Annotated in this window: 20 protein-coding genes; 9 read left to right on the top strand and 11 right to left on the bottom strand. The window is 58.7% G+C overall.

The window, feature by feature from the left end:
- The first annotated feature begins 258 nt into the window (after positions 1-258).
- Both ACIP0B_RS08685 and ACIP0B_RS08680 read left to right on the top strand, forming a co-directional pair.
- Entirely contained in the window at positions 259-1,272 is a 1,014-nt protein-coding gene (locus ACIP0B_RS08685) for a zinc-binding dehydrogenase (RefSeq protein WP_400831222.1), read from the top strand.
- Positions 1,273-1,594: 322 nt separating this feature from the next.
- The gene (locus ACIP0B_RS08680; RefSeq protein ID WP_400831221.1) at positions 1,595-2,530 is read left to right on the top strand and encodes a LysR family transcriptional regulator; all 936 of its coding nucleotides are present in this window, start codon (positions 1,595-1,597) and stop codon (positions 2,528-2,530) included.
- Between the two features lie 5 nt (positions 2,531-2,535).
- Here the strand turns inward: ACIP0B_RS08680 and ACIP0B_RS08675 are convergent, their stop codons facing one another.
- From ACIP0B_RS08675 to msrA, 3 genes are all read right to left on the bottom strand, one after another.
- Entirely contained in the window at positions 2,536-2,949 is a 414-nt protein-coding gene (locus ACIP0B_RS08675) for a VOC family protein (protein WP_400831219.1), read from the bottom strand.
- Positions 2,950-3,018: 69 nt separating this feature from the next.
- Positions 3,019-3,807 (bottom strand): hypothetical protein, encoded by a 789-nt coding sequence (locus ACIP0B_RS08670; RefSeq protein ID WP_400831217.1) that lies wholly within the window; start codon positions 3,805-3,807, stop codon positions 3,019-3,021.
- Between the two features lie 301 nt (positions 3,808-4,108).
- Positions 4,109-4,615 carry a peptide-methionine (S)-S-oxide reductase MsrA gene (gene msrA, locus ACIP0B_RS08665; RefSeq protein WP_085585650.1) on the bottom strand — a complete coding sequence of 169 codons (507 nt, stop codon included), beginning with the start codon at positions 4,613-4,615 and terminating at the stop codon, positions 4,109-4,111.
- 221 nt (positions 4,616-4,836) lie between these two features.
- Here msrA and ACIP0B_RS08660 point away from each other — a divergent pair, with 221 nt between their 5' ends.
- The 3 genes from ACIP0B_RS08660 (at position 4,837) to ACIP0B_RS08650 (ending at position 6,804) form a co-directional block, all read left to right on the top strand.
- On the top strand, positions 4,837-5,352 hold the full coding sequence (locus tag ACIP0B_RS08660; RefSeq protein ID WP_400831215.1) for a hypothetical protein: 516 nt from the start codon (positions 4,837-4,839) through the stop codon (positions 5,350-5,352).
- A gap of 406 nt (positions 5,353-5,758) precedes the next feature.
- Positions 5,759-6,118, top strand: coding sequence for a DUF6124 family protein (locus tag ACIP0B_RS08655; RefSeq protein WP_400831213.1), 360 nt, complete (start codon positions 5,759-5,761; stop codon positions 6,116-6,118).
- Positions 6,119-6,327: 209 nt separating this feature from the next.
- Positions 6,328-6,804: a hypothetical protein gene (locus ACIP0B_RS08650; protein WP_400831212.1), complete on the top strand. Its 477-nt coding sequence runs from the start codon at positions 6,328-6,330 to the stop codon at positions 6,802-6,804.
- A gap of 742 nt (positions 6,805-7,546) precedes the next feature.
- On the opposite strand, the gene ACIP0B_RS08645 is transcribed toward ACIP0B_RS08650, so the two are convergent.
- Complete coding sequence (locus tag ACIP0B_RS08645; RefSeq protein WP_400831210.1) at positions 7,547-9,700, bottom strand: hypothetical protein; 2,154 nt, start codon at positions 9,698-9,700, stop codon at positions 7,547-7,549.
- Entirely contained in the window at positions 9,697-10,887 is a 1,191-nt protein-coding gene (locus ACIP0B_RS08640) for a hypothetical protein (protein WP_400831209.1), read from the bottom strand. Before ACIP0B_RS08640 ends, ACIP0B_RS08645 begins: the two co-directional genes overlap by 4 nt.
- A gap of 377 nt (positions 10,888-11,264) precedes the next feature.
- On the opposite strand from ACIP0B_RS08640, the gene ACIP0B_RS08635 reads away from it, so the two are divergent.
- The 3 genes from ACIP0B_RS08635 to ACIP0B_RS08625 are packed head-to-tail and all read left to right on the top strand — an operon-like array spanning position 11,265 to position 13,084.
- Positions 11,265-11,732: a metallophosphoesterase family protein gene (locus ACIP0B_RS08635; protein WP_400831208.1), complete on the top strand. Its 468-nt coding sequence runs from the start codon at positions 11,265-11,267 to the stop codon at positions 11,730-11,732.
- A gap of 43 nt (positions 11,733-11,775) precedes the next feature.
- Entirely contained in the window at positions 11,776-12,396 is a 621-nt protein-coding gene (locus ACIP0B_RS08630) for a LysE family translocator (RefSeq protein ID WP_085632924.1), read from the top strand.
- A 10-nt stretch (positions 12,397-12,406) separates the two neighbouring features.
- A complete protein-coding gene (locus tag ACIP0B_RS08625) occupies positions 12,407-13,084 on the top strand; it encodes a hypothetical protein (protein ID WP_400831206.1) in 678 nt (225 codons plus the stop codon).
- A gap of 104 nt (positions 13,085-13,188) precedes the next feature.
- On the opposite strand, the gene ACIP0B_RS08620 is transcribed toward ACIP0B_RS08625, so the two are convergent.
- The 6 genes from ACIP0B_RS08620 to ACIP0B_RS08595 form a co-directional block, all read right to left on the bottom strand.
- Positions 13,189-13,650 carry a hypothetical protein gene (locus ACIP0B_RS08620; protein WP_400831205.1) on the bottom strand — a complete coding sequence of 154 codons (462 nt, stop codon included), beginning with the start codon at positions 13,648-13,650 and terminating at the stop codon, positions 13,189-13,191.
- Positions 13,651-13,900: 250 nt separating this feature from the next.
- Entirely contained in the window at positions 13,901-14,266 is a 366-nt protein-coding gene (locus ACIP0B_RS08615; protein ID WP_400831203.1) for a copper-binding protein, read from the bottom strand.
- On the bottom strand, positions 14,263-17,421 hold the full coding sequence (locus ACIP0B_RS08610) for an efflux RND transporter permease subunit (protein ID WP_400831201.1): 3,159 nt from the start codon (positions 17,419-17,421) through the stop codon (positions 14,263-14,265). The genes ACIP0B_RS08615 and ACIP0B_RS08610 overlap by 4 nt, the downstream gene beginning before the upstream one ends.
- On the bottom strand, positions 17,418-18,677 hold the full coding sequence (locus ACIP0B_RS08605) for an efflux RND transporter periplasmic adaptor subunit (protein ID WP_400831200.1): 1,260 nt from the start codon (positions 18,675-18,677) through the stop codon (positions 17,418-17,420). The genes ACIP0B_RS08610 and ACIP0B_RS08605 overlap by 4 nt, the downstream gene beginning before the upstream one ends.
- Positions 18,674-19,930, bottom strand: a complete 1,257-nt coding sequence (locus ACIP0B_RS08600) for a TolC family protein (protein WP_400831198.1) — start codon at positions 19,928-19,930, stop codon at positions 18,674-18,676. Before ACIP0B_RS08600 ends, ACIP0B_RS08605 begins: the two co-directional genes overlap by 4 nt.
- 100 nt (positions 19,931-20,030) lie before the next feature.
- Positions 20,031-20,390 carry a hypothetical protein gene (locus ACIP0B_RS08595; RefSeq protein ID WP_400831196.1) on the bottom strand — a complete coding sequence of 120 codons (360 nt, stop codon included), beginning with the start codon at positions 20,388-20,390 and terminating at the stop codon, positions 20,031-20,033.
- Positions 20,391-20,579: 189 nt separating this feature from the next.
- On the opposite strand from ACIP0B_RS08595, the gene ACIP0B_RS08590 reads away from it, so the two are divergent.
- Complete coding sequence (locus ACIP0B_RS08590; RefSeq protein WP_400831195.1) at positions 20,580-22,964, top strand: DUF3772 domain-containing protein; 2,385 nt, start codon at positions 20,580-20,582, stop codon at positions 22,962-22,964.
- The last annotated feature ends 270 nt before the right edge of the window (positions 22,965-23,234 follow it).

The following is a 23,234-nucleotide window of genomic DNA, read 5'->3' as shown; positions in this document are numbered from 1 at the left end:
CGGGCTGTTCGAATTAGGCTGGCTAAACGTATCAATCGTAAGGAGTAGACTCAGCCAACACAAACGGTTCTTCGAGGATTTTCGCAGTGCAGCCCCAACAACACGATTCGCGAAACACACTCGCGAAACTTCGCGCCATGAGCAGCAAGCCGTAACTTGGCACGCCAGCAACTTCCAACTTCACACTTGTTTTAAAGACCTTCAATTGCACGATTGAAGTCAGTCCAGCCATTAATCAAACACAGTGAGAGCGTGATAATGAAAGCCGTCATGATGAACGGGAGCGGTGAGCCGCGCGCCGTATTAAAGTTAGATGAAGTCAATGACCCGAAAGCGCCTCAATCAGGCGAGGCCATTGTGCGAATTCACAAGCGGATCATTCATCCGGCCGACTACCAGACCATCAGAGGTTATCTCCCGGCGGAAGTCTTCACCAATGCGGGGGTTCCAGGCATCGACGGCGTCGGTGTGGTGGAGTCCGTTGGTGCGGGCAACGATTGTGCAACAGGCATCCAGGTGGGCACCCGTGTGATCGTCTATCACGCGAAGGGAACATGGGCAGAGCGTGTCTGCGTCCCGACCGCGACCCTGATGCCCATACCCGATGACATAGACGATGCCGTCGCCTCTCAGCTGGCAACCAATGGCATCACCGGGCTCATGCTCTTGCGTGCCGCAGAGCAAGCCATCGGCAGCCAAGAAGCGCCGGCAACCATCTTGGTGACTGCTGCAGGTTCCGGGGTGGCCCAAAGCCTCATCGCACTGACCCGCGCCCTTGGCGGGAAGGTGATCGGCCTGGTGCGGCGAGATGCCGATGGAGGGGCCGTTTCAAAGCGTTTCGGTGATCTGACGGTCATCGGCACGGATCGCGATGACTGGCAAGACGCCGTGCGACGAGCCGCTGGCCAGGCTCCGTTGGTCGCGATAGATCCGATCGGCGGCCAGATGCTGCCCAAGTTGCTGGCGCTGCTGGCTCCACGAGGAACGCTGATCACCTACGGGGCACTGGATCCGACTCCGGCGCCGGTCTCCTCTGGTTTCCTGACCTCCTTCGAGCTGACGATCCGAGGCTGCTCGGCGATGGGTTGGGCGACACGCACGCCGGCAGAACAACGGGCAGCAGACTTCAACACGCTGTTCGACCTCGCAAGACAGTCCTCACACCTGTTCGGTGGATACAGCGAGTTTCCGCTGGCCAGCGTGGTGGATGCGATTGCGGCGGCCGAGGCCAGCCCGCGCCGAGGGGCGACGATCTTGGTGTCTGATGATTAAGGCAACACATTCCTGCACGGAGAGGCTCCTCGCATAACAGAGCGAGACCTCAGCAAGGACACTCCCTCAACGATGGCGCTCAAGGGAAATGGCGCCATCGTTTCATCACCCCGGATTGAAAACTCTGGAGACTGCCCATCCTCGTCGGCCCCGATGGCCCTACCCGGCTATTCTCAGTATCGTGTGGCCACTGCTCTGCAGGCGCGGCCTACTCCCACTCCACAGCTCACCTTCGATAGTGCTAGCTCATTGTCGGGGGCTGCGCTCACCTGGAGCTATTGGCTAACCCTGAGCTGACCGCCACGCGTTAATGGAAATATCTATGGACGATCTCCGTCGAATTGACCTGAACCTGCTGTTGACCTTGCATGCATTGCTTACGGAGCGTCATGTAACCCGAGCGGCAGTGCGGCTGCATAAAAGCCAGCCAGCCGTCAGTCACTCGCTTGCCCAACTGCGTGTTCATTTCAACGATAAGCTACTTATTCGTCGGGATGGCTACATGGCGCTTACAGCTAAAGCACAGGCCCTGATACGTCCATTGGAGGCTTCCCTGATGGGGCTCAACAGCCTGCTCGCTGAGGCTGACTTTGATCCTGCAATCGCAAGTGCCAGGCTCCGGTTGTCACTTTCGGATTACGCCGCGAAAACAGTGTTCCCCTCGGTGGTCCGGAGGGTCAGGGCTGAGGCCCCAGGGATCGAATTGGCTGTGAGCCAAGCAAGCCGTGAGACGATGCACGCCCAACTGATTGATGGTGAACTAGATCTCGCACTGGGGATATTTCCGAAGACACCAGAAGAGATCATGGTCGAAGACCTATTCCCTGATCAGTTCGTATGTGTGGCTGACGAATCTGCTCTGCCGGCAGATGGAATGATGTCTCTTGAGGAGTGGTTGCACCGGCCGCATGTGATGTTGGCACTACGGCCAGACGCAAACGATGAAATCGAAAGAACACTCAGCGCTATGGGGCTGCGTAGAAACATCGTATTGGCCCTTCCTCACTGGACTGCGGCAGTTGAATTGATCGAAGGAACAGATCTCATACTTACGATTGCCGAAAAAGCGCTTGGCTCAATGGGGAGGTTTCCCAATCTGCGACGCTTTGAACCGCCCTTAACGTTGCCGAAAATCGCTTATCAGCAAGCTTGGCATGTGAGAAAAGATGGTGACCCTGCCTTAGGCTGGCTTCGAAAGTGCTTTGTCGAAGCCCATCAGCCCAAGGCGATTGATGGAGAGGCAGGCGTGTCCCACTAAACCCGTCATGGCTCAGAGGGGCCCTTGAGCTCCACTTGGTTACCATCTGGATCGAAGCAGTAGATTGATGGGCCGTCACCCTCAGCGCCATATCGCTTCACCGCTTTGTCGGCCCGTATACCTTGGCTGTGTAGGTGGGAAAGGATGTCGGTCTCATTGAAGGGTGTGATCCGCAGGCAGAAATGGTCGACATTTCGATGTTGTGGATCGGCAGGGCCTCCTGCTTGTTGACCTAGCGGGCCGGTAACGTCCACCAGGTCGATCATCGAGGCTCCTGCACGCAGGTGGACCATGCCCAAATCATCACGGCGCTTTTTCACTTCGCAACCAAGTATCTCGATGTAAAAGGCCAGGCTGCGATCCATGTCTCGAACGCGCAAGACGACGTGATCCAGATGTTTCACTTTGAAAGGAATCATATTGTCTCCTCGATCAGATAAGGGCTAGGCGACCCCTACCGATCGATGGTTGATGTGTCTCAGAGAGAGTTACTGAGCTTTGTCCAACGCTTTAGGCATCTCGCCTTTAAAGTCCATCCAAGGATTCGTACCCAGCAGATTCGCGTGAGGTACGTCACCCTTGTAGCGCATGGTGAACTCCTTCGGGCCATGGCCGTAGGCTACGATCAAGCCTTGCTCAGGATCCATGATGCCCGCGTGCATGCCCAAGCCGTGGTAGCTGACGCGAACCGCTTTGTTGCCCAGCTTCAGCTGTTCAATCTGGAAGCGAACGGTCGAACCATCCTTCATTGTGAATGCCCAGCGGAAAGGGCCACCGGAAACGGCGGTCATCACTTCATCGACGTCGGTTCCGTCGTCGGCGGAGTTGATGTGCATGCGAGCGTATTTCTCTAGTACATATTTATGAGTCGGCGTATCCAGGGCCTTCATGTCGTACACTTTCGGGTAGGGGCCGGTTCCTGTTTCTTCGGTGTACACACCACCGTCAGCTACAGCTGGCTTCCGACCAGCCATTTTTACGTAGTCGAGCAGTTGCGGAATCGTGAGTTCAAACGCCTTAATCAGGCTTCGCTTTTCTTCTTCGGTCAGCGCTCGCTCATAGGAAGCCGCCAGAATCGGAGTAGCTGATTTAGGTGCGTCAACAGTAACGACGTGCACGCCGATTTCTTTCAGCACTGCGTTCACCCGATCCACGCCGACGACGTCTGGGCGGCCATCGCTAAACTTCAAGGAGACGACGTCACTTGCCATTGCGCCTGCGGAAGTTACAAGCGAAGCAGCGAGTGTGGCGGAGGCCAAGAAATCTTTACCTTTCATACTTAAACCCTCTGACGGTGATGATTTGCTTCGCCATAAGGTTCACGCAATGGAGATGGCTTGTGAAATCGTTAATAATCACGAGCCTAATTCGCCGAGCGAATAATGGGTGTCTACGGCCTGTCACTCGAATCGTAAGGTTTGGTAGCAGCAATACTCAATCTGATTGTTTAGTCGGCATGCCTTTCTCGAGGTGGCAGCGCCACACTCCCGGATACAACGTTGGAAGTGCGGGTGAACAACGTAGTTTGAGGAGCCACACTTGAAAAAAATGGGGACAGAACTGTCCCCATTTTCGTTCTCACCCCCGCTTCGGCAACTTCCAGTTCGGCCGGATGAAGTGGCAGGTGTAACCGTTCGGAATGCGCTCCAGGTAATCCTGATGCTCCGGCTCCGCCTCCCAGAACGGCCCCGCCGGTTCGATCTCGGTGACCACCCGGCCCGGCCACAGGCCCGACGCATCGACGTCGGCGGCGGTGTCCTCGGCGATGTCCCGTTGCTGTTCGTTCAGGTAATAGATCGCCGAACGGTAGCTCGGCCCCCGGTCGTTGCCCTGACGGTTGGGCGTGGTGGGGTCGTGGATCTGGAAGAAGAATTCGAGGATCTGGCGGTAGCTGATCACCGCAGGATCGAAGACGATCTCGATGCCTTCGGCGTGGTTGCCGTGATTGCGGTACGTGGCGTTCGGCACCTCGCCGCCGGTGTAGCCGACGCGGGTGTGCAGCACGCCGGGATAGCGCCGCAGCAGATCCTGCATGCCCCAGAAGCAGCCGCCGGCGAGAATGGCGGTTTCGGTTTGACGGGTCATGGTCTGTCCTCTCGGGGTGTGGGTGTAGGCGATGTTATGAGGGCGGGTTTGGGGATTCCAAGGTGAGCCTGTACCGCAAAGGTGAATGAGCGCAATGGGCGCGCTACTGCCGACTACAGAATGGCCCTGTTTGATGCCAGCGCTACCGATTCTGAACCGGTTGAAGGCGACCGCGACTTGCGGCACCCTTCGCGGCGAAATTCCAAGGACGGTAAAACTCAGTGAGTCAGCTCCGCAGCATTATTGGCTTCGCGATACTTCTCTGCGCCGGATGCACGAAAACGGCGAACATCCCACCGGCCGACCTCACGTTAACGTCTTTTGAACGTGGCCCCAGCCATCTGCTCACGGCACGCTTTAGCGCCACGGTGGATCTGCAGAACGCTTTCAATGACTACGAAAAGTCCAACCAACTCTCCCCTACCCTGATTTGCTCCCTCAATCGGGACCTGGACTTTTCCTCGGAACACACCATCGACATCCGAGCCGAAGGACGGGTGATCGCGATCAGCGAGACCCGACCCCATCGCACGTTTTCTTCCGAGCTCGTCTTCTACTACACCCAGCCGAATGGAACCCAACGCAACATGAATGACTACGACGCCATCAGGCCCCTGCTGGCGTCGCAAGCGGCAATCCCCTGCAAAGTGCGCATCACCGCCTACGGGTACGAAGCGTATTACACCAATACGCTGCTCATTCCTTCCAGGTTGATGACCGGGCAAATGCCCAGGTAGTCACGCCCGCTCAACGCCAGGTGCTCGTACGGCAAAAGCAGGGCGTTGTTTAAGCTCTTTGGATGGCGTTTAAAGACACCCGCCGTTACTTCCCCAAGGCTACAACGCCTTGCGCCGTTGCCTACGCCTGCGCCAGAATCCGCCGGCTTGTGCGTCTAGGGTGCGGGTTTTACTGTTTCCGGGTCATCGAAAAACGGTGATCGGGTTTGGTAGACCCGCAGCACTGACGCATCGCGTCACCTTCTCAGTTGCCTTCCGGCGACTCGATTTATGGTGGCCATGCTCAGGGCTTCTTCGGAAGCGCCGGTTCCAGTGCTCCGGTCTACCAACCTGTGTATGGCCACCACCCCCTCGTTTGGTAGCGAGAGTGAGCGGCTCCAATTCAACAAGCGCTGGAGTACCACTTATGTTCAAACCGACACCAAATCCCCCTGCCACTGATCCGGCATCTCCATACGAATCCCCCGAGTCCCGAAAACTCAACGAAGCCGCCGAACGCGCCCTCGACCACTACCTCAATCCCCCACCCAACATCATGGGCACCCGCCAGGAACCCGAACCCATGTACCTGGCCAACCCGGTCTACGACACCGAATCCCTGCTGGCCAACGCCAGCGAATCCCTCGGCTCGGCGAGCGCGATGCTCAATAACTTTGCGGCGGTGTTGGAGCCGATGCATCGCAAGACGGCTATCGGCATTGCGCAGTTGGTGATGTTGGGGGAAGTGGCGGTGAATCAGGCGTTGGATAACGTTGAGCCGAAATAGGTGTGGGGTTCTGCGGCTGGCCTTCGTGGGCTAGCCGCAGGTAAGTGCTTTTTTCCGAAAGCTGTTACTAACGGCGGCTTTCGGCCAATTGCAGCCCTTCGCGTCAGAAGCTATCGGCTGGAGCCGTTTATGCAGCAAGCTTGGTATTTTGACCCTCGGCTAGTCTAGACTCCACGAACCATGTGCATGCGCAGCCTAGGGATCTAACAATGCAGGAGCCAACACAAAAACTACTGGTTGCAGTCGAGTTGCTGGAGCGTGCTTTGGCAGCTTATTTCGAAGGTAAATACTTTTTTGCAGCGCTGCATTTAGCCGGCGGTGCAGATGAGATTCTTGGCGTTTATGTCAATCGCTTGGGTGAAGAGTCATCCTTCGAGAGCCTGAGGGATGGTGCAGTTAAAATTTCTAGTTTTTTAGATGAAGGAAGGGAATCATCTGCGAGGGACATAGCGGCGATCATGAACCACGCAAAAAATAGAACTAAGCATCTGGATAAAATTGGCGATGACGATATCTGCTTTGACCCTGAAACTGAAACAGTAAATTTGCTTGATCGAGCAGTATCAAATTACTATAGATTAATTAATTATTTTAATCTGTCCGAGACAGAGCTTATCTCCAGATTCAACAAGGAGCTTGTAGGTCGCCATGCACCCTCCGACAGGGACACCCACACTCCAAACTAAATAGCTAGTAAAAACAAACTCGCACCTGCTTAGCATTCTACAACGCTTAGTCCTTTCGCACTTTCATTTACCAATCCTGCAGCCACACTCAATGAATAGGAGTGCCCACATGTTAAGTCGCGCAATAGGCTTTATAGCTAGGCAACTTATCAAGCTGTTCTTCTTTCTGATCTGGTCACTGGGCGCGACAATATTTTTCGCATCCATACACCACTATCTCGTGCGTAGCGAGTTTCTATATCTTGCAACGCTATGCTTTCCTACCCTTGCGATTTTGTTTGGCTTTTCTGCTCTATTGTACAATAGATCAAGGGCGCTTCAGCCAGGGTCCGCCCAGCGCCGATCCCTATATGCTGCTGAGAGGGCGCTCCAGGCAACGGTTTTGTTCGCGTTAGGGTTAGCAAGCGGGGCCATTATCGCAACTATAACTTCACAGCTAAGGATAAATCTACAAACAAGCGACTCCACAACCTATCTATTATTAGTTTACCTCATACCCATCTTGCTAATACTAAACTCTTTTAGCGCTTTTTTCTTTTCTTTTCGGGCCATATCACACGGCATGGTAAAGCTAGTAACTACACGAGAATTAGCGAGAAAGATCAGATAGCTCATCAGCCAAAGAACATCAATTGCTTCGGCGCTTTTTCGATTGCGCCGAGATGAAATTCCCCTAAGCGCGAAAAGGGAACGGATTAATTTTTATAATAGATCCGCCCCTTTTTTCTTCTAGCAATAAAACTTAGCCCTCTGAGACCTTATTTAGTAGGAAATCTATATCTGCAGACCCTGTTCCAGCAGCAAATTTTTTGCATAGCTTTTTAGTGTCTTCTGCCGTCAGGCGCATCGTTCCTATCCACATTGCCATTAAGAACTCCAATGCTGCCTCACCTTGTTCGGCTGCATGATTTTCTACTATAGAAACGATCACACCTAACATCTTATTACTGAAATCATCGCTAACCGAGTAATCAAGCTCAGTAGGATTTGCCGAACGAAGCAAAGCAGCTTGGATCACACCATCATTGTACCGATCAAAACAAGCTGGACTGATAACCGTTGCGTGGTAAAAGTTATCGAGCCCGTCTTTTCCGACTCTACATCTTAAGTCGTGTATCAATGCCTGAATAGTCCAGTACACATCAGCCTGACTTGCTAGATCTGTATCCAGTTCTAATTCATGCCAAAATGCAAATGTCGGGCGAAGCGCTAGAGGCTTTCCGCTAGTGGTAGGAAGGAATAAATTATCAGACGAAACATCATAGGAGTTTAATCTTTGCGCCAAAATATCAGGCAGCGACTCAGATTCTCCAAGTGGATCGTCGCCTCCAATTAACATCAAATTATCATGTTCAACATCCCAAGATGTCTTGCTGTTTTCTGTCACCCGAGGCATGGGGGCCTTTTGCAGCACAACTAGTTCATGCCCACCTTGCTCTAAATCTCTTTTGACTTGATCGAGCGATACGGAGTTAGAGATTTTAGAGAAGCCTACAAAATACAAAATTGATGCGGTAGGCTGCATTTTCCTAAGACGCCTTGACATATCCAGTAATTTTCCGCCAGATGTTATCGCACCTGCAACTACAACTACTGAACCTACGTTTACCAACTGGTTATGCTGAAGCTCTGATACAGAACACCACTTAATTCTCTCGGCGGCGGTGCCAACTTGAGACTTTATCGCCTCAGAAAATGCCTTTGAACCTGAATCATCAAGTGATACAACAAGCTCAACATCAATTGCAAAGCTCTTCCTAACCTTTCGTTCAAAAACCTTAAAAAACTCAGGAGAAGGGTCACAGAAGACACGCTCAATATCGATATAGTAAAGCTCTCGAAATTCAGATGAGGGACTAGACGACCGAGACCAACAAAGGATGTTTTTTGTCGCGAACTCTTTGAAAAAACTTGCTCGATCCTTGTTGAAATCCGCTCTTTTAATCATTAACTGCTCATGGGTAGGAGTTTCCGGCAGAAACTGATCGCCAACTATCCTAATCAAGCGAGAGCCTCTTTTGCAAAGCGGACAATCGTGAGCGCGATATGAGTTTTCGTGACCAGTTAATGCGCTCGCAATATCGAATATCCCATTTATCCCTGGCGGCAGGTGACTATAAAATATATTCTTCACAAGCTCAGTTACAAAGCCATTGTTTTTAACAAGCTTCTGTGCCAATCCTCCGCTGGTAGTAGCGGAAATTAGAACAAGACTTTCAGCATCCGCAATAAAATCATAATCCCTATTAAAAACGGCATACGATTCAAAGCTATCAATCAATGGAAGTGTTGCTCCAAACTTTCCTGACATACTCAACGCCTGGCTAACCAAATAGGATATTGAGGAGGTGTCAACATAAATTCTTTTTAACCCTGCAGTAAAGAAGGGCAGCAACCCAATAGCCAAAAATGATACTTCTACACTTGAAACCAATAGATTGGATGCGCGTATAAATGCATTGCAGTGGTCGCCTGACGGTTTTAGGAAATGATAACTCGACTGCGATGCAATTATTCCGCACCGCCGTTGAAATATATCAATCACACCACATTGAATTATCTCCTTCTCAAGACTGCTTGGTATTAACTGCGAGTCATTATTGAAAAAAATTCTTCCATCAGGAGAGAAAAATAAACATATGAGTTTTTCATTTATATCACCTACGAAAGATTCTATTTCTTCACGCAGCGCAATATCCTCACTCAAGTCGCAAAGTGGTTGCCGCTGATCTCTTGAGGCTAATACATAAACATTTGCGGGTACTAGATTTTTTTCGACATCCGCCTTAACCACTTTGGCAATAGAGTCATTTGAAATCTCTCCAGAGAAAAACAAAAGAAGACTTTTCCGAGCACCACTCGTTTTTTCAAACCGAAAAGAAAAGCATCCGTTCATTCACTCATCTCCAAGGGGATTAGAAAGGTAACTGCCACACCTGATACCGGAGCCATCTCAGTCCTAGCGCCCCTTTCTTGTGTTTCCCAGTCTTCAAACTCACAAAGGTCGTTGCTGTGAAATGGGTTATTAACAAAATCCCTAAATAGCGATAGTCGCCCGCTACGAACTCTCATGAATGCTTTAAGCTTAGTAAGACGTTCCATTACTACTGGCAAGCCATGGCCCTTTGAGCTTTTCCCTGAGGATGTTTGTCGAAATGTGAAACATTTTTTGAATATTTCGTACTCTGCATCCAAATTTGATAGCTCTGCTTCAGCTTCTATTTGCGGCTGATCGACGCGCCATCTTCCTTCATATCCCAGCCCTGAATCCACAATACTTATCTCAATAAACTTCCTTCGTTCTAGTGGAAGTTCATCAATAGCGGAAAAATAATTGCTCATTGCCCCGCTTGCAGCTGCCCTCGCCTCCACGCTTGATGCGGTGAGATTTACGCCGTTCGTGTAAATTATCCGCATGCCAGGTTTAAGCCATATGTCTTTTTTTACACTTCGACTTCCATGCTCATGAGTATTCAGGAATAACTCATAAAACGCCCTGCCCAAGTACCCGCTCGCCTCATCATTGAGGGGCTCTGCCCCCCCGACAAGGTTAGTCGACTTACCGACCATCGCTGACATTACTGATCGAAATTGGAGCTGATCCCTAACCGTTGGTTTTTTGTCATAACTATGAAGATAAAAATTTCGATCAAACCCCTTGGTGCTATGGTCCACTAACGCAAACCAACACAACCCTCCACGCTGCTGCCCGAACTTTGAGTTTCCTTGTTGCTCTATAGCTTCACGAGCTGCAAGATTAACCGATAGTCGAATATCGTTCTGGCCACCCTCAATGTATATATTTTTAGCAAGCATTGAAAGACAAAATTTATGCGGCCTACTCAACAACTCGCCAACTCTCTCTGAAGTTTCTGCTCCTGTAGCCTTTATATAAACATTTCGACTGCTGCTGCGACGAGCCCATGTATTAATCGCTTGAATGGCCGCAGCATAACTGCCAAAAGCAATATTTTTTGTGCCTTCCGGCATCAAAATATCATTCACGGATTCAGCACTTGCAAGCTTATCCAGAAACAACTCACAACTTTCTATTGATAAGCTTGTGGGAAATTCAAAATTCATTCATCCCTCCATCAGTTTAAATGCACAACTTCTAGATTTTTAAAATTCACTGCCCGCAACCACGTAACTGATGGTCAAATTTATAGCACGCTTACCTCCAAAACGTCACAATCGACTTTCACTCGCGCCCGTTCTTGTCGAAAGACAGCATTTTTGAGCCAATTACCCTCTGTAGGGGATTCACGTAGGCCTGAAAAGATGTTCGAACGCAATCTAGTCAAACGGGTAGATGCGTCTAAGAACCACTTGCCTACGATTGCCTGCAACCAAAGCTGATTCCTGCACGTGAAATTCACATTGGATAGAGTGTCTGCTTTTGGCCGATAGCTGCCATTCTGAGTAACGTCCTCTGGCCGAAACCATCCTCGAATCCCCCCATGCCCACCGCCATCCTCTCCGACACCCACAACCTCCTCCGCCCCGAAGCCCTGGCCGCGATCCAAGGCTGTTCCCTCATCATCCACGCCGGTGACATCGGCAACCCGGACATCCTCACCCAACTCGCCGCCATCGCCCCGGTCCACGCCGTGCGCGGCAACAACGACGTCAACAGTCCCTGGGCGCAGAATCTGCCGGACCTGCTCACTTTCGACCTGCACGGCCACCCCACCCTTTTGGTTCACAACATCGCCGACGTCCCCGCCGATCTCGACCCGGCCATTTCACTCGTCATCACCGGCCATTCCCACAAACCCTTGATCGAGCGGCGCGACGGGCGGTTGTACATCAACCCCGGCAGTGCCGGGCCTCGGCGGTTCAGGTTGCCGGTGACGTTGGTGTTGCTGGAGGTGGACGGCGGTTCGCTGGAGGCGCGGCTGGTGTCGTTGCTGGATCCGCCGGCCTGAACAGGCTAACGTGCCCGCACCTTCACCCGGAGCCTGTGCCGTCATGTCCATCGCCGACAACCTTCTTGCCTTCACGTTTGCCGCCACGCTGTTGACCCTCACGCCCGGGCTCGACACGGCGTTGGTGTTGCGCACCGCCACGGTGGAGGGCAAGCGGCAGGCGTTTCGGGCGGCGTTGGGGATCAATGCCGGGTGCCTGGTGTGGGGTGCGGCGGTGGCGTTCGGGTTGGGGGCGCTGATTGCGGTGTCGGAGCTGGGCTACAACCTGCTGAAGTATTGCGGCGCGGCGTACCTGGCGTGGCTCGGGGTGAACATGCTGCTGCGCCCTCGCCGTTCGCTGGCGCCCGCCGAGGCCAGCGGCAAGGCCGGGGGCAATTGGTTCCTGAAGGGGATGCTGGGCAATGTGCTCAACCCCAAGGTCGGGATTTTCTATGTGTCGTTTCTGCCGCAGTTCATTCCCCAGGGGCAGCCGCTGGTGGCGTGGACGTTCGGGCTGGTGAGCATTCATGTGGTGCTGGGGCTGGTGTGGTCGATGGTGCTGATCGGCGCGACGCAGCCGTTGTCGGGGTTTCTGCGCCGTGAGAGCGTGATCCGCTGGATGGATCGCACCACCGGGATGATCTTTGTGCTGTTTGCGGCGCGGTTGGCGTTCAGCAAGCGTTGAGGGTGGCCTGATGCGCGCCCCGTTCATTCACTTCCCGCAGTTCTGGTCCCAGGACAACGGCATCGACTACGGCGCGCCGGTCCTTCACCTGCGTGACTTGCTGCCGAGGGTCGGTGGCAACGTCTGCGCGGATTTTGACGGCCATGTTCTTGTCAGTGCCGGTGCAACCCTGCACGTCATCTGGTGCCCGCCGGTTTCCGACCTGAACGGCTGGAGCGAGCAACCGTCGGAGATCGGCCAGAGCTTTGTGTTGGAAGCGGACGTGGTTCGCTCCTTGCCATCATCGATCCCAGGGCGACGCCGGTTCGAGCTCAACGTGTTGTCTTGCGAGCGGCTGCTGACGGTTCTGCGCGCACTGTTGGACGATGTGGAGGCGGCCCTTACGCCTGAGCAGCGTTTCATCCAGCCCGACCGGCAGGCCTGGGATGAGGTCAGTTGGAGCGGCCGTGCCGCCGTCGAGGAATTCACCTACCTGACCGCCAGCACGCCCCACGAGGCGTTCATGGCGTTGATCGTCAAAGAGGTGGGCGACGGGGTCATCGGTTTGTTTTCGCTGCACAGCGATCCGGGCGGCGACTTCTGTGCACTGGGCGGCAAACGCCTTGTCGGCGAAGAGTTGGCGACCATCAAGCGTGCACTCGACACGGCGCAACCGCTTCTAGATACGCAAGCGGCTTACCTCGTCTGAGAGACTCAAAAAGAGGCAGATCTAGGTTTCTTGCCACAACAACAGTAGATCTGCCCTTTTTTATCTATGAATACACCGTAGAACATTATCGAGATCCATTAGTTCTAGATCTTGAACACTATCGACAATATCTCATTCAAGATTTTAAGCCGGTTCTTTAACCATTTCGGCAACCATTTCCCGAGAATATCCTCAAGGCTGTCTTTGCCTGTTTTTGCTGCGGAGGCCACATCTGCATCGTGTTTCTCTTCATCTTCTTCCTCCACGCCGGAGCTATATTCTGGATGCTCAAATTCAACGCTATCGTCAGTAAAATTGATGTTAGCTATGACAAATTTAAGCTCTTCGACCAATGCATCCTCTATCTCCGGTTCCAGTTGAGAAAACGCGTTGGCGATGGCGATTTTTGCCGACGAGGACTTAAGTCGATCAATGACTTCTATGAAACGGTCATTAAGGCCTTCCCTCCCGATCAACCACCGATTTTCGAACTTTCTAATACCGTGCTCAACTAACGCTCCAACATGTTTTATAAAAACCACATAGACATCAGCTGCCGTATCCATAGACATTCCCTCGCGATATCCAGATAGCAAAACGTCTTCAAATACTGCTGACGCATAGAAACCCTAGACGACTCTCAATATAAGTTTTGGAATTGCGCCAAACGGTATATTGATAGTTTCCTATTCAACTGATTGGCTGCTCCAATGCCAACATGGTTCATGGAGGAACGGGTGAATCAGCGGTCGATCTGAACACCGCACAAACAAAAACCGGCGCGAACCCTCGCGCCGGTTTTTTTACGCCTGCACCTTATTTCTTGATCGAAACGATCACCGCCTTACTCCCCTCCATCCGAAACGAAAACGCCACCCGATCCCCCGCCGCCAACCCGGCCAATTGCGCCGGGGTGGCGGCAAAGCCCATGGTCATCGGCGGCCATTGCAGGGTGGGCACTTCGCCGTGGGCGATGGTCACGGTGTGTTTGTCGGGGTCGATGGCCTTGATCGTGCCTTGGGCCTCGGCTGCCGGGGTTTGCTGGGTGGCGGGGGCCGTTTGCGTAGTGGGCATGCCGTCCATTTTCATGCCGTCCATTTTCATGCCGGGCATGTCGTCTGCCCCGGCGGCGAACGCGAAGGCGACCAGGGTGCCGGCGACGGTGATGGGGATGAGTTTCATGGGGTGACTCCTTCAGGTTGAGTGGATGCAACAGGTAAGCGGCGACGGCGCATCAAGCGATACGCCGCCGGGATGACGAACAGGGACAGCAGCGGCGCGGTGACCATGCCGCCGACCATGGGCGCGGCGATGCGGCTCATGACTTCGCTGCCGGTGCCGCTGCCCAGCAGGATCGGCAGCAGGCCGGCGATGATCACGGCCACGGTCATGGCCTTGGGGCGCACGCGTTGCACGGCGCCTTCCCGGATGGCGGCGACGAGGCCGCGTTCGCCGTTTTCGCCTTGGTCCTGGCGTTCGCCCCAGGCGTTTTTCAGGTACAGCAGCATGATCACGCCGAACTCGGCGGACACCCCGGCCAACGCGATGAAGCCGACCCCGGTGGCGACCGACAGGTTGTAGCCCAGCAGGTACAGGAACCACGCCCCGCCCGTCAGCGCGAAGGGCAGCGTGGCCATGATCAGCAGGGCTTCGTCGAAGCGGGCGAAGGTCAGGTACAGCAGCACGAAGATGATCAGCAGCGTGGCCGGCACCACCAGTTTCAGGCGGGCGTTGGCCCGTTCCAGAAACTCGAACTGGCCCGAGTAGCTCAGGCTCATGCCGGGCTGCAGCTTGACCTGCTCGCCGACGGCCCGGCGCAGGTCGCCGACCACCGAGGCGATGTCGCGGCCGCGCACGTCGATGTACACCCAGCCGGACGGCCGGGCGTTTTCGCTCTTGAGCATCGGCGGGCCGTCGGTGACCTTGACCTTCGCCAGCATCCCCAGGGTGACCTGGCTGCCGGACGGCGTGTACACCGGCAGTTGCTCCAGGGCCGTGGGGGTATCGCGCCACTCGCGCGGGTAGCGCACGTTGATCGGGAAGCGCGCCAGGCCTTCGAGGGTTTCGCCAACGTTCTCACCGCCCACGGCGCCGGCCACGATGGCTTGCACGTCGGTGATGTTCAGGCCATAGCGGGCGGCGGCGCTGCGGTCGATGTCCACGTCGATGTAGCGCCCGCCGGTCAGGCGTTCGGCCAGGGCCGAGCTGACGCCGGGCACGCCTTTGGCGGCGCGCTCCACGGCCTGGGTCGCGGCGTCGATCTGGGCCAGGTCGTTGCCGGCGACCTTCACGCCGATGGGGCTTTTGATCCCGGTGGCGAGCATGTCGATGCGGTTGCGGATCGGCGGGATCCAGATGTTGGTCAGGCCCGGCACCCGCACCACGCGGTCGAGTTCTTCCACCAGTTTTTCCGGGGTCATGCCGGGGCGCCATTGGGCGTGGGGCTTGAACTGGATGGTGGTCTCGAACATCTCCAGCGGCGCCGGGTCGGTGGCCGACTCGGCGCGCCCGGCCTTGCCGAACACGTGCTCGACCTCGGGCACGGTCTTGATCAGGCGGTCGGTCTGCTGCAGCAGTTGCGCGGCTTTCTGCGCCGACAGCCCCGGCAGCGCCGACGGCATGTACAGCAAGTCGCCTTCATCCAGCGGCGGCAAGAACTCACCGCCCAGCCGCGACATCGGCCACGCCGCGCTGACGAACACCAGCAGCGCCACCGCCAAGGTCAGCTTCGGCCGGCGCAGTACGGCGTCCAGCGCCGGTTGGTAGAGCCGGATCAGCCAGCGGTTGAGCGGGTTGCGGCGCTCGTCGGGGATCTTGCCGCGGATCCAGTAGCCCATCAGCACCGGCACCAGCGTCACCGACAGCCCCGCCGCCGCGGCCATGGCGTAGGTCTTGGTGAACGCCAGCGGGCCGAACAGCCGCCCTTCCTGCGCTTGCAGGGTGAACACCGGAATGAACGACAAGGTGATGATCAGCAGGCAGAAGAACAGCGCCGGCCCCACCTCCGCCGCCGCTTCGGTCATCACCTGCCAGTGGCGCTCGCCTTTGAGTTCCTGCCCCGGATTGGCCGCGTGCCAGGCTTCGATCTTCTTGTGGGCGTTCTCGATCATCACCACGGCGGCGTCGACCATGGCGCCGATGGCAATGGCGATCCCGCCCAGCGACATGATGTTGGCGTTGAGCCCCTGGTGGCGCATGACGATGAACGCGATCAGCACGCCCACCGGCAGCGAGATGATCGCCACCAGCGACGAGCGCAGGTGCCACAGGAAGATCCCGCACACCAGCGCCACCACGATGAACTCCTCCAGCAGCTTGTGGCTGAGGTTGTCCACGGCGCGGTCGATGAGCTTGCTGCGGTCGTAGGTGGTGACGATCTCCACGCCGGCCGGCAGGCTGCTTTTCATGTCGTCGAGCTTGGCCTTGACCGCCGCGATGGTCTCGCGGGCGTTCTTGCCGCTGCGCAGGATCACCACGCCGCCGACGGTTTCGCCCTGGCCGTCGAGCTCGGTGATGCCCCGGCGCGTTTCCGGGCCGGTCTGCACCGTGGCGACGTCGCCCAGGGTCACCGGCACCCCGCCCGCGCCAAGCTTGAGCGGGATCGCCCGGAAGTCGTCGAGGGTCTTGAGGTAGCCGGAGGCACGGACGATGAACTCGGTCTCGGCCATTTCCAGCACCGCGCCGCCGGTTTCCTGGTTGGCCTGGGCGATGGCCTCGCGCACTTCGGCGAGGGTGATGCCGAGGCTGGCCAGCCTGACCGGATCCGGCTGCACCTGATACTGCTTGACCATGCCGCCCACCGTGGCGACTTCGGCGACGTTGGGCAGGGTCTTGAGCTCGAACTTGAGGAACCAGTCCTGCAGGGCGCGCAACTGCGCCAGGTCGTGCCCGCCGCTGCGGTCCACCAGCGCGTACTGGTAGATCCAGCCGACCCCGGTGGCGTCCGGGCCCAGCGCCGGTTTCGCGTTGGCCGGCAGGCGGCCCTGGATCTGGCTCAGGTACTCCAGCACCCGCGAGCGGGCCCAGTACAGGTCGGTGCCGTCCTCGAACAGCACGTAGACGAAGCTGTCGCCGAAGAACGAATAGCCGCGCACGGTCTTCGCGCCGGGCACCGACAGCATCGTCGTGGACAACGGATAGGTGACCTGATTCTCGACGATCTGCGGCGCCTGGCCGGGGTACGGCGTGCGGATGATCACCTGCACGTCGGACAGGTCCGGCAGCGCGTCGATGGGCGTGCTCTGCACCGACCACACGCCCCATGCGGTGATGAACAACGTGGCCAACAGCACCAGGAAGCGGTTGGCGACGGACCAGCGGATCAGTGCGGCGATCATGGCTGGTTCCCCGCTGCGTTACCGTCGGTGTCCAGCGGCGCGGTGACGATGCCCTTGAGGCTGGCTTCGGAGTCGAGCAGGAACTGGCCGGAGGCGACCACCTGCTGCCCGTCTTCCAGGCCGCCGAGAATCGCGGTCTTGCCGTCGCTTTCCTGGCCCGGGCGCACCTCCACCGGGCGGTAGCGGCCGCCGTCTTCGGCGAGCATCACCAGCGCACGCCGGCCGGTGCGGATCACCGCTTCGCTCGGCACCCACAGCACGCTTTGCGCGGTGGTACGGGTCAGGCGCACCTGCGCCGTCATGCCGGGCCGCAGGCGGCCGTCCGGGTTGGGCAGTTCGACCCGCACGCGCAGGGTGCGGCTGTCGGGGTTGGTCTGCGGCAGGATCGCGCTGACGGTGCCGCGCAGCACGGTGCCGGGAAACGCCGGCAACCGCGCTTCGACGGTCTGCCCGGCGCCGATCGAGCCGGTTTCCGATTCGGGCACGGCCACTGCGAGCCAGACGTTACCCAGCCCGTTGATCCGGGCCAGGGTCTCGCCGGTGGCCACGGTCATGCCGGTGCGCAGGTTGAGTTCCTGCAACACGCCGCCCAACGGGCTGGTGACGGTCAGGTTGGCTTGCACCTTGCCGCTGCGCTCCACGTGGGCGATCAGGCCGGCGGGCATGCCGGTCAGTTGCAGCCGTTGCCGGGCCGCGGCCAGCAGCGCCGCGTCACCGCTGCGGCGCAGGGCCAGGAACTCGGTCTGCGCAGCAGCCCAGTCGGGCACCAGGAGGTCCGCCAGGGCGGCGCCGGCGGGCAGCACGTCGCCGGGTGCCCGGGCGTAGACCCGCTGGACGAACCCGGCGGTGCGCGCTTGCACCACCGCCACATCGCGCTCGTCGAACGCCAGCACGCCGGTCACGTCGAGGCTGGAAGCGAACGTCCCACGGCTGACCGGCGCCAGGCGCAGGCCCAGGTTCTGGGTCAGGCCCGGGTCGATGCTGACGGCGGCGCTCTCCCCCGCGCCGCTGGCGTACCGGGGCACCAGTTGCATGTCCATGAACGGCGATTTGCCGGGCTTATCGAATTTCTGCGCAGGGAACATCGGGTCGTACCAGTACAGCGCCTTGCGCTCGTCCGGTGCCGGCGCGCCTGGCGCCGAAGCGGCGGCAGGCTCGACGCCCTGCCCTTGCCGGGCGATCCCGTAGCCGCCGGCCGCGCCTATCGCCAGCGCCAGGCCGGCCAGCAATGCCCCGTTCCAGTGTTTGAGGTTCATGGGCGTGTGTCTCCATAGGCAAAGTGCAGGCGCGCGCCGGTCAGGGCCCGCTGTTCTTCCACGTCGATCTGTTTGAGGCGGGTTTCGATCAGCTCGCGGCGGGCGTTGACCACGGCATTGAGATCGCCCTTGCCGGCGCGGTAGCTGGCCAGGCTCAGGTCGGCCTTCTCCTTCGCCAGCGGCACCAGGCTGTCGCGGTTGCGCGCCACCGCACGGTCCAGCCGCTGGTACTCGGCCAGGTCGGTTTCCAGTTGCTCGGTGTGCTCGCGGGACAACGCCTCGCGCTCGGCCTCCAGTTGGCTGAGCTCGGCCTGGCGGGCGGCGATCTTCGGGTTCTGCCGGGTCTCGGGGAACAGCGGCAAGTCCCACGACAGCTGCACACTGACCATGTCGCCGAACTCGCGGCCACGGTGCTGGTAGTCCACTTCCCAGCTCCAGTCCGAGCGTTTTTCCGATACGGCCTCCCGCACCTTGGCCTCGGCTTCGCGGGTCATGGGCGCGAACGCGGCGAGTTCCGGGTGGTGTTGCAGCTGGTGGTTGAAGGTCTGGGCGTCCACCGGCCAGTCCGGCAGGCTGCCGGCCGGCGTGTCGCTGGCGGCCGGGCCGATCCAGCGCTTGAGCGCTGCCTGGGCCTGGGCGCGTTCGCGGATCAGGTCGTCCTGGCGCTCGGCCAGTTGCGCCGCTTCCTGCTTGGGCGTCACGGCGTCCGCCGGTTCCGCCCGGCCGCCGGCGATGCGGGCGCGGACGGTGTCGGCCAGCAGGCGGTTTTCCCGGTTGAGGGCGTCCAGCAGCGCGGCTTTGCGTTCCACCGAATAGGCGCCGATCCAGGCCAGCGCCGTGGACTGACGCACCTTGAGCCGTTCGATCCGACGCTCGGCGGTGGCGCGTTCCACCGCTGCGTCGGCGACCTCGATGCGGGCGTTGCGCTTGTCGCGGTTGGGCACCTCTTGGCGCAGGCCGACCGTCTGCATGGTCATGAAGTCCTGGTCGAGGCTCCAACGGTCGGGCCCGCCGATGGGGTAGTTCTGCACGCCCAGCAGCAGTTTGGGATCCGGCAGTTCGCCCGCCGGAATGGCCGCGCTGCCGGCGGCCTGGATCTTGGCGTCCTGCGCGGTCAACGAAGGCGCGCCAGTTTCGGCCAGGCGCAGCGCTTCGTCGAGGGTCAGGCTGCCGGCCAGGCTCGGCCCGGCGAGCACGCTGGCGACCAGGCCGACCGCAAGCGGCCACCCGGTGCCACAGCACTTGAGTTTCATGGTGTCGATTCCTGTGCACATCCGCTGTGCGCGGGCCAAAAGGCGCGCACAGCCCATTCATTCCGCGTTCGGCGGAATGGGTTTCAATGGATTGCAGGAATCAGGCGCGGGGCGGTCGCCAGACCCCGGACGGGGTCGAGGCCGGCAGGAAATCGCTGAAGAAGAATTGCGTGACGGGGCTGAACACGGTGACGGGCGGCTTGAGCACGGCAACCTGCAGCAGGCCGCCGGTCTTGCATTCCTGGCCCGGTTTGCAGGGCGTGCCGTGAGAGGCTTTGGTGTCTTTGGCGGTGTCCTTGGCCATGTCCTGGCAGCAGTCCATCCCCATGCCGTCCATCATCGCCATGCCCATGGTCTTCATCGGGCAAGGCTCGGTCGGCGCCGGCACGCCCGCCATCCCGCTGAGGGGAAGCGCCAGGCTGATCAGGAAGATGAGGCAAAGCCGCAAGTAGCGTTTCATGGCCAGGAGTCTAGTGGCGCCTTCGGGTGCGTGCAAACGCAGGTGGGTGGACACGTGCCGGCGATCTCACCGGACAGGCATTAAGCCAGGATTACGGACAGGCCCCGGGCGCGGTGAAACTTTTCATCGGCGCCGGATTCGATCACCTAACCTCATAGACTGTGTGAACAACCGGAATCGGGCCCTCCCATGCGCAACGCCTTGAAGTCATTGCTGTTCGTCGCCCTGGTGCTGTTCGGTCCGATGGCCGTCGGCGTGTCGGCCGAGGACGTGGCGCAAGCCGCCGATGCCGGCGCCGCGCCGCTGCCGGGGGTGTCGACGGATGATCTGCAGGCCTTGCAGCAACGGCTCGACGGCCTCAAGCAAGAGATTTCCTCGGCCAGCAACTACAACCAGCTCGAAGCGCCCCAGGACCGGGTGCAGGATTACATCCTGGACATCGACCGGCTGTCCGCTTCGCTGCTGCCGCAACAGGCGCAACTGACGGTGCAACTGGGCGTGCTCGGCGCCGCGCCGGCCGAAGGCGTGGCGCCGGAGCAGGCCGACATCGCGGCGCAGCGGGCTTCGCTCACGGCGCAGAAAGCCAAGGTCGACACCGCCCTGAAGAACCTGGCCACCCTCAAGGAAAGCGCCGCCGACCTGATCAACCAGATCGCCGGCATCCGCCGCAACCTGCTGGAAAGCGAGCTGACCCTGGGCACGCTGAGCATTCTCAACCCGGATTTCTGGGCGCCGATGCTCGAACCGTCGGCGGACGACCGCCAGCGCCTGGGCGAATTCATCGCCCAGGTGAAGGAGACCGGCGCCGAGGTGTGGAAGCCCGGCCAGCGTTTCTATACCAGTGTGCTGGTGCTGCTGGCCTTGCTGATCTGGACGCTGGGCCGGCGCTTCGCCGACCGTCAGATGGCGCAGTTCTGCATCCACCGCATGCCGGAAGGCCGCCTGCGCCGCAGCGCGTTGGCCAGTGCCTCGGCGATCGCCACCATCCTCACCACCGGCGTGGCCCTGCAACTGCTGTACTACGCCTGCACCCGCAACGAGCCGCTGACGCCGATGCTGGCGAGCTTTTCCGCCGAGTTCGAGAAGACCGTGTACGCCTGCGTGATGATCACGGGCCTCAGCCGGGCGTTGCTGTCCACCGAGCATCCGTCGTGGCGCCTGCCGGCCATCGCCGACCCGGTGGCGAAAGTCCTCAAGCCGTTTGCGCGGCTGCTGGCCGGGACGCTGCTGGTGCTGGTGACGCTGTCGCAGATGTGCGCCGCCGCGGGCATGAGCAGCCAGTTGGTGATGGGCATCCGCGGGCTGGTGGCCCTGTTCGTGCTGGCGATCATCGTGACGATGCTGGTGCGCACCGGCAACGTGCGCAAGGTGCTGGTGACGGCCAACGGCGCGTCGGCGGAGGTCAGCACCCTGGCCGGGGCGATCTACGCCGTGGCCTGCCTGTCGATGGTGGTGTCGCTGATCGCCCTGCTCACCGGGTACGTGTCCCTGGCCCGCTTCGTGATCTACGAGCTGATCTGGAGCTACATCGTACTGACCGGTTTCTACCTGCTGATGCAGTTGTTCAAGGACGGCTGCGAGTTCCTGTTCTCGCCCCGCCATGCCAGCGGCAAGGCGCTCAAGCACCTGCTGGGCATGAGCGACCGGCGGCTGGACCAGTTGTCGATTTTGCTGGCCGGTTTCGGCCGCGCCGCGCTGTTGCTGCTGACGGTGATCACCCTGTTCGTCGGCGGCATCGGCACCACCCTCGGGCAACTGGTCAGCAACATCGTGGCGATCCTCGGCGGCGCCGGCCTGCGCAAGCTGAACATCGTGCCGGGGCATCTGCTCAACGCGGTGCTGGCGCTGATGATCGGCATCTACCTGATCCGCGCCCTGCGCCGCTGGCTCGACAACGAGTTCCTGCCCAAGACCGACATGGATCCGGGCATGTGCGCGTCCCTCAGCACCCTGTTCTCCAACATCGGCTATGCGTTCGTGATCCTGCTGACGCTGTCGTCGTTGGGGGTGCAGTGGACGAACCTGGCATGGATCGTCAGCGCCCTGTCGGTGGGCATCGGCTTCGGCTTGCAGGAGATCGTCAAGAATTTCGTCTCCGGGTTGATCCTGCTGACGGAGCGGCCGGTGAAGGTCGGCGATTTGATCAGCATCAGCGGCGTGGAAGGCGACATCCGCCGCATCAACGTGCGCGCCACGGAGATCCAGTTGAGCGACCGTTCGATCGTGATCGTGCCCAACTCGCAGCTGATCTCGCAGAACCTGCGCAACGTCACCCTCGGCGGCAGCGCCCAGGGCGTGGCGACCCTGGAACTGATGTTCCCGCTGGACATCGACCCGGAGCAGGTGAAGAACCTGCTGCTCGACACCTACCGCGAACACGAGACCCTCCTGGAAAAACCGGCGCCGTTCGTGCGCTTCAGCAAGCTCTCGCCCGAAGGCATCACCTTGACCGTCACCGGCTACGTCGCCAGCCCCCGGATCGTCGGCACGACCAAGAGCGACCTGCTGTTCGAGATCCTCAAGCGCCTGGGGGCCGAGGGGATCGAATTGGCGAAACCACCGCCTTCGAGCTGAGATTGCCCGCCCAACCGCCATCGCCAGCAGGCTGGCTCCCACATGGGATCCCGGCGGCCCGCAGCATTCCCGCACACCACAAAAACTTGTGGGAGCTTGCCTGCAAGCGATGAGGCCGGCACTGCCGACATCTCCACTGCCTGACCCGCCGCCATCGCCAGCAGGCTGGCTCCCACATGGGATCCCGGCGGCCCGCAGCATCCCCGCACACCACAAACCCTGTGGGAGATTCTATGTTGCAAGGGAACCCTGCAGCCTCAAGTTCGGTTG

It is taken from the genome of Pseudomonas sp. NPDC089534 (genome assembly GCF_044749305.1).
Classification (GTDB): Bacteria; Pseudomonadota; Gammaproteobacteria; order Pseudomonadales; family Pseudomonadaceae; genus Aquipseudomonas; species Aquipseudomonas ekonensis.
Note: the sequence above shows the minus strand (reverse complement) of the source record. Positions and strands in the feature narration are given on the sequence as shown.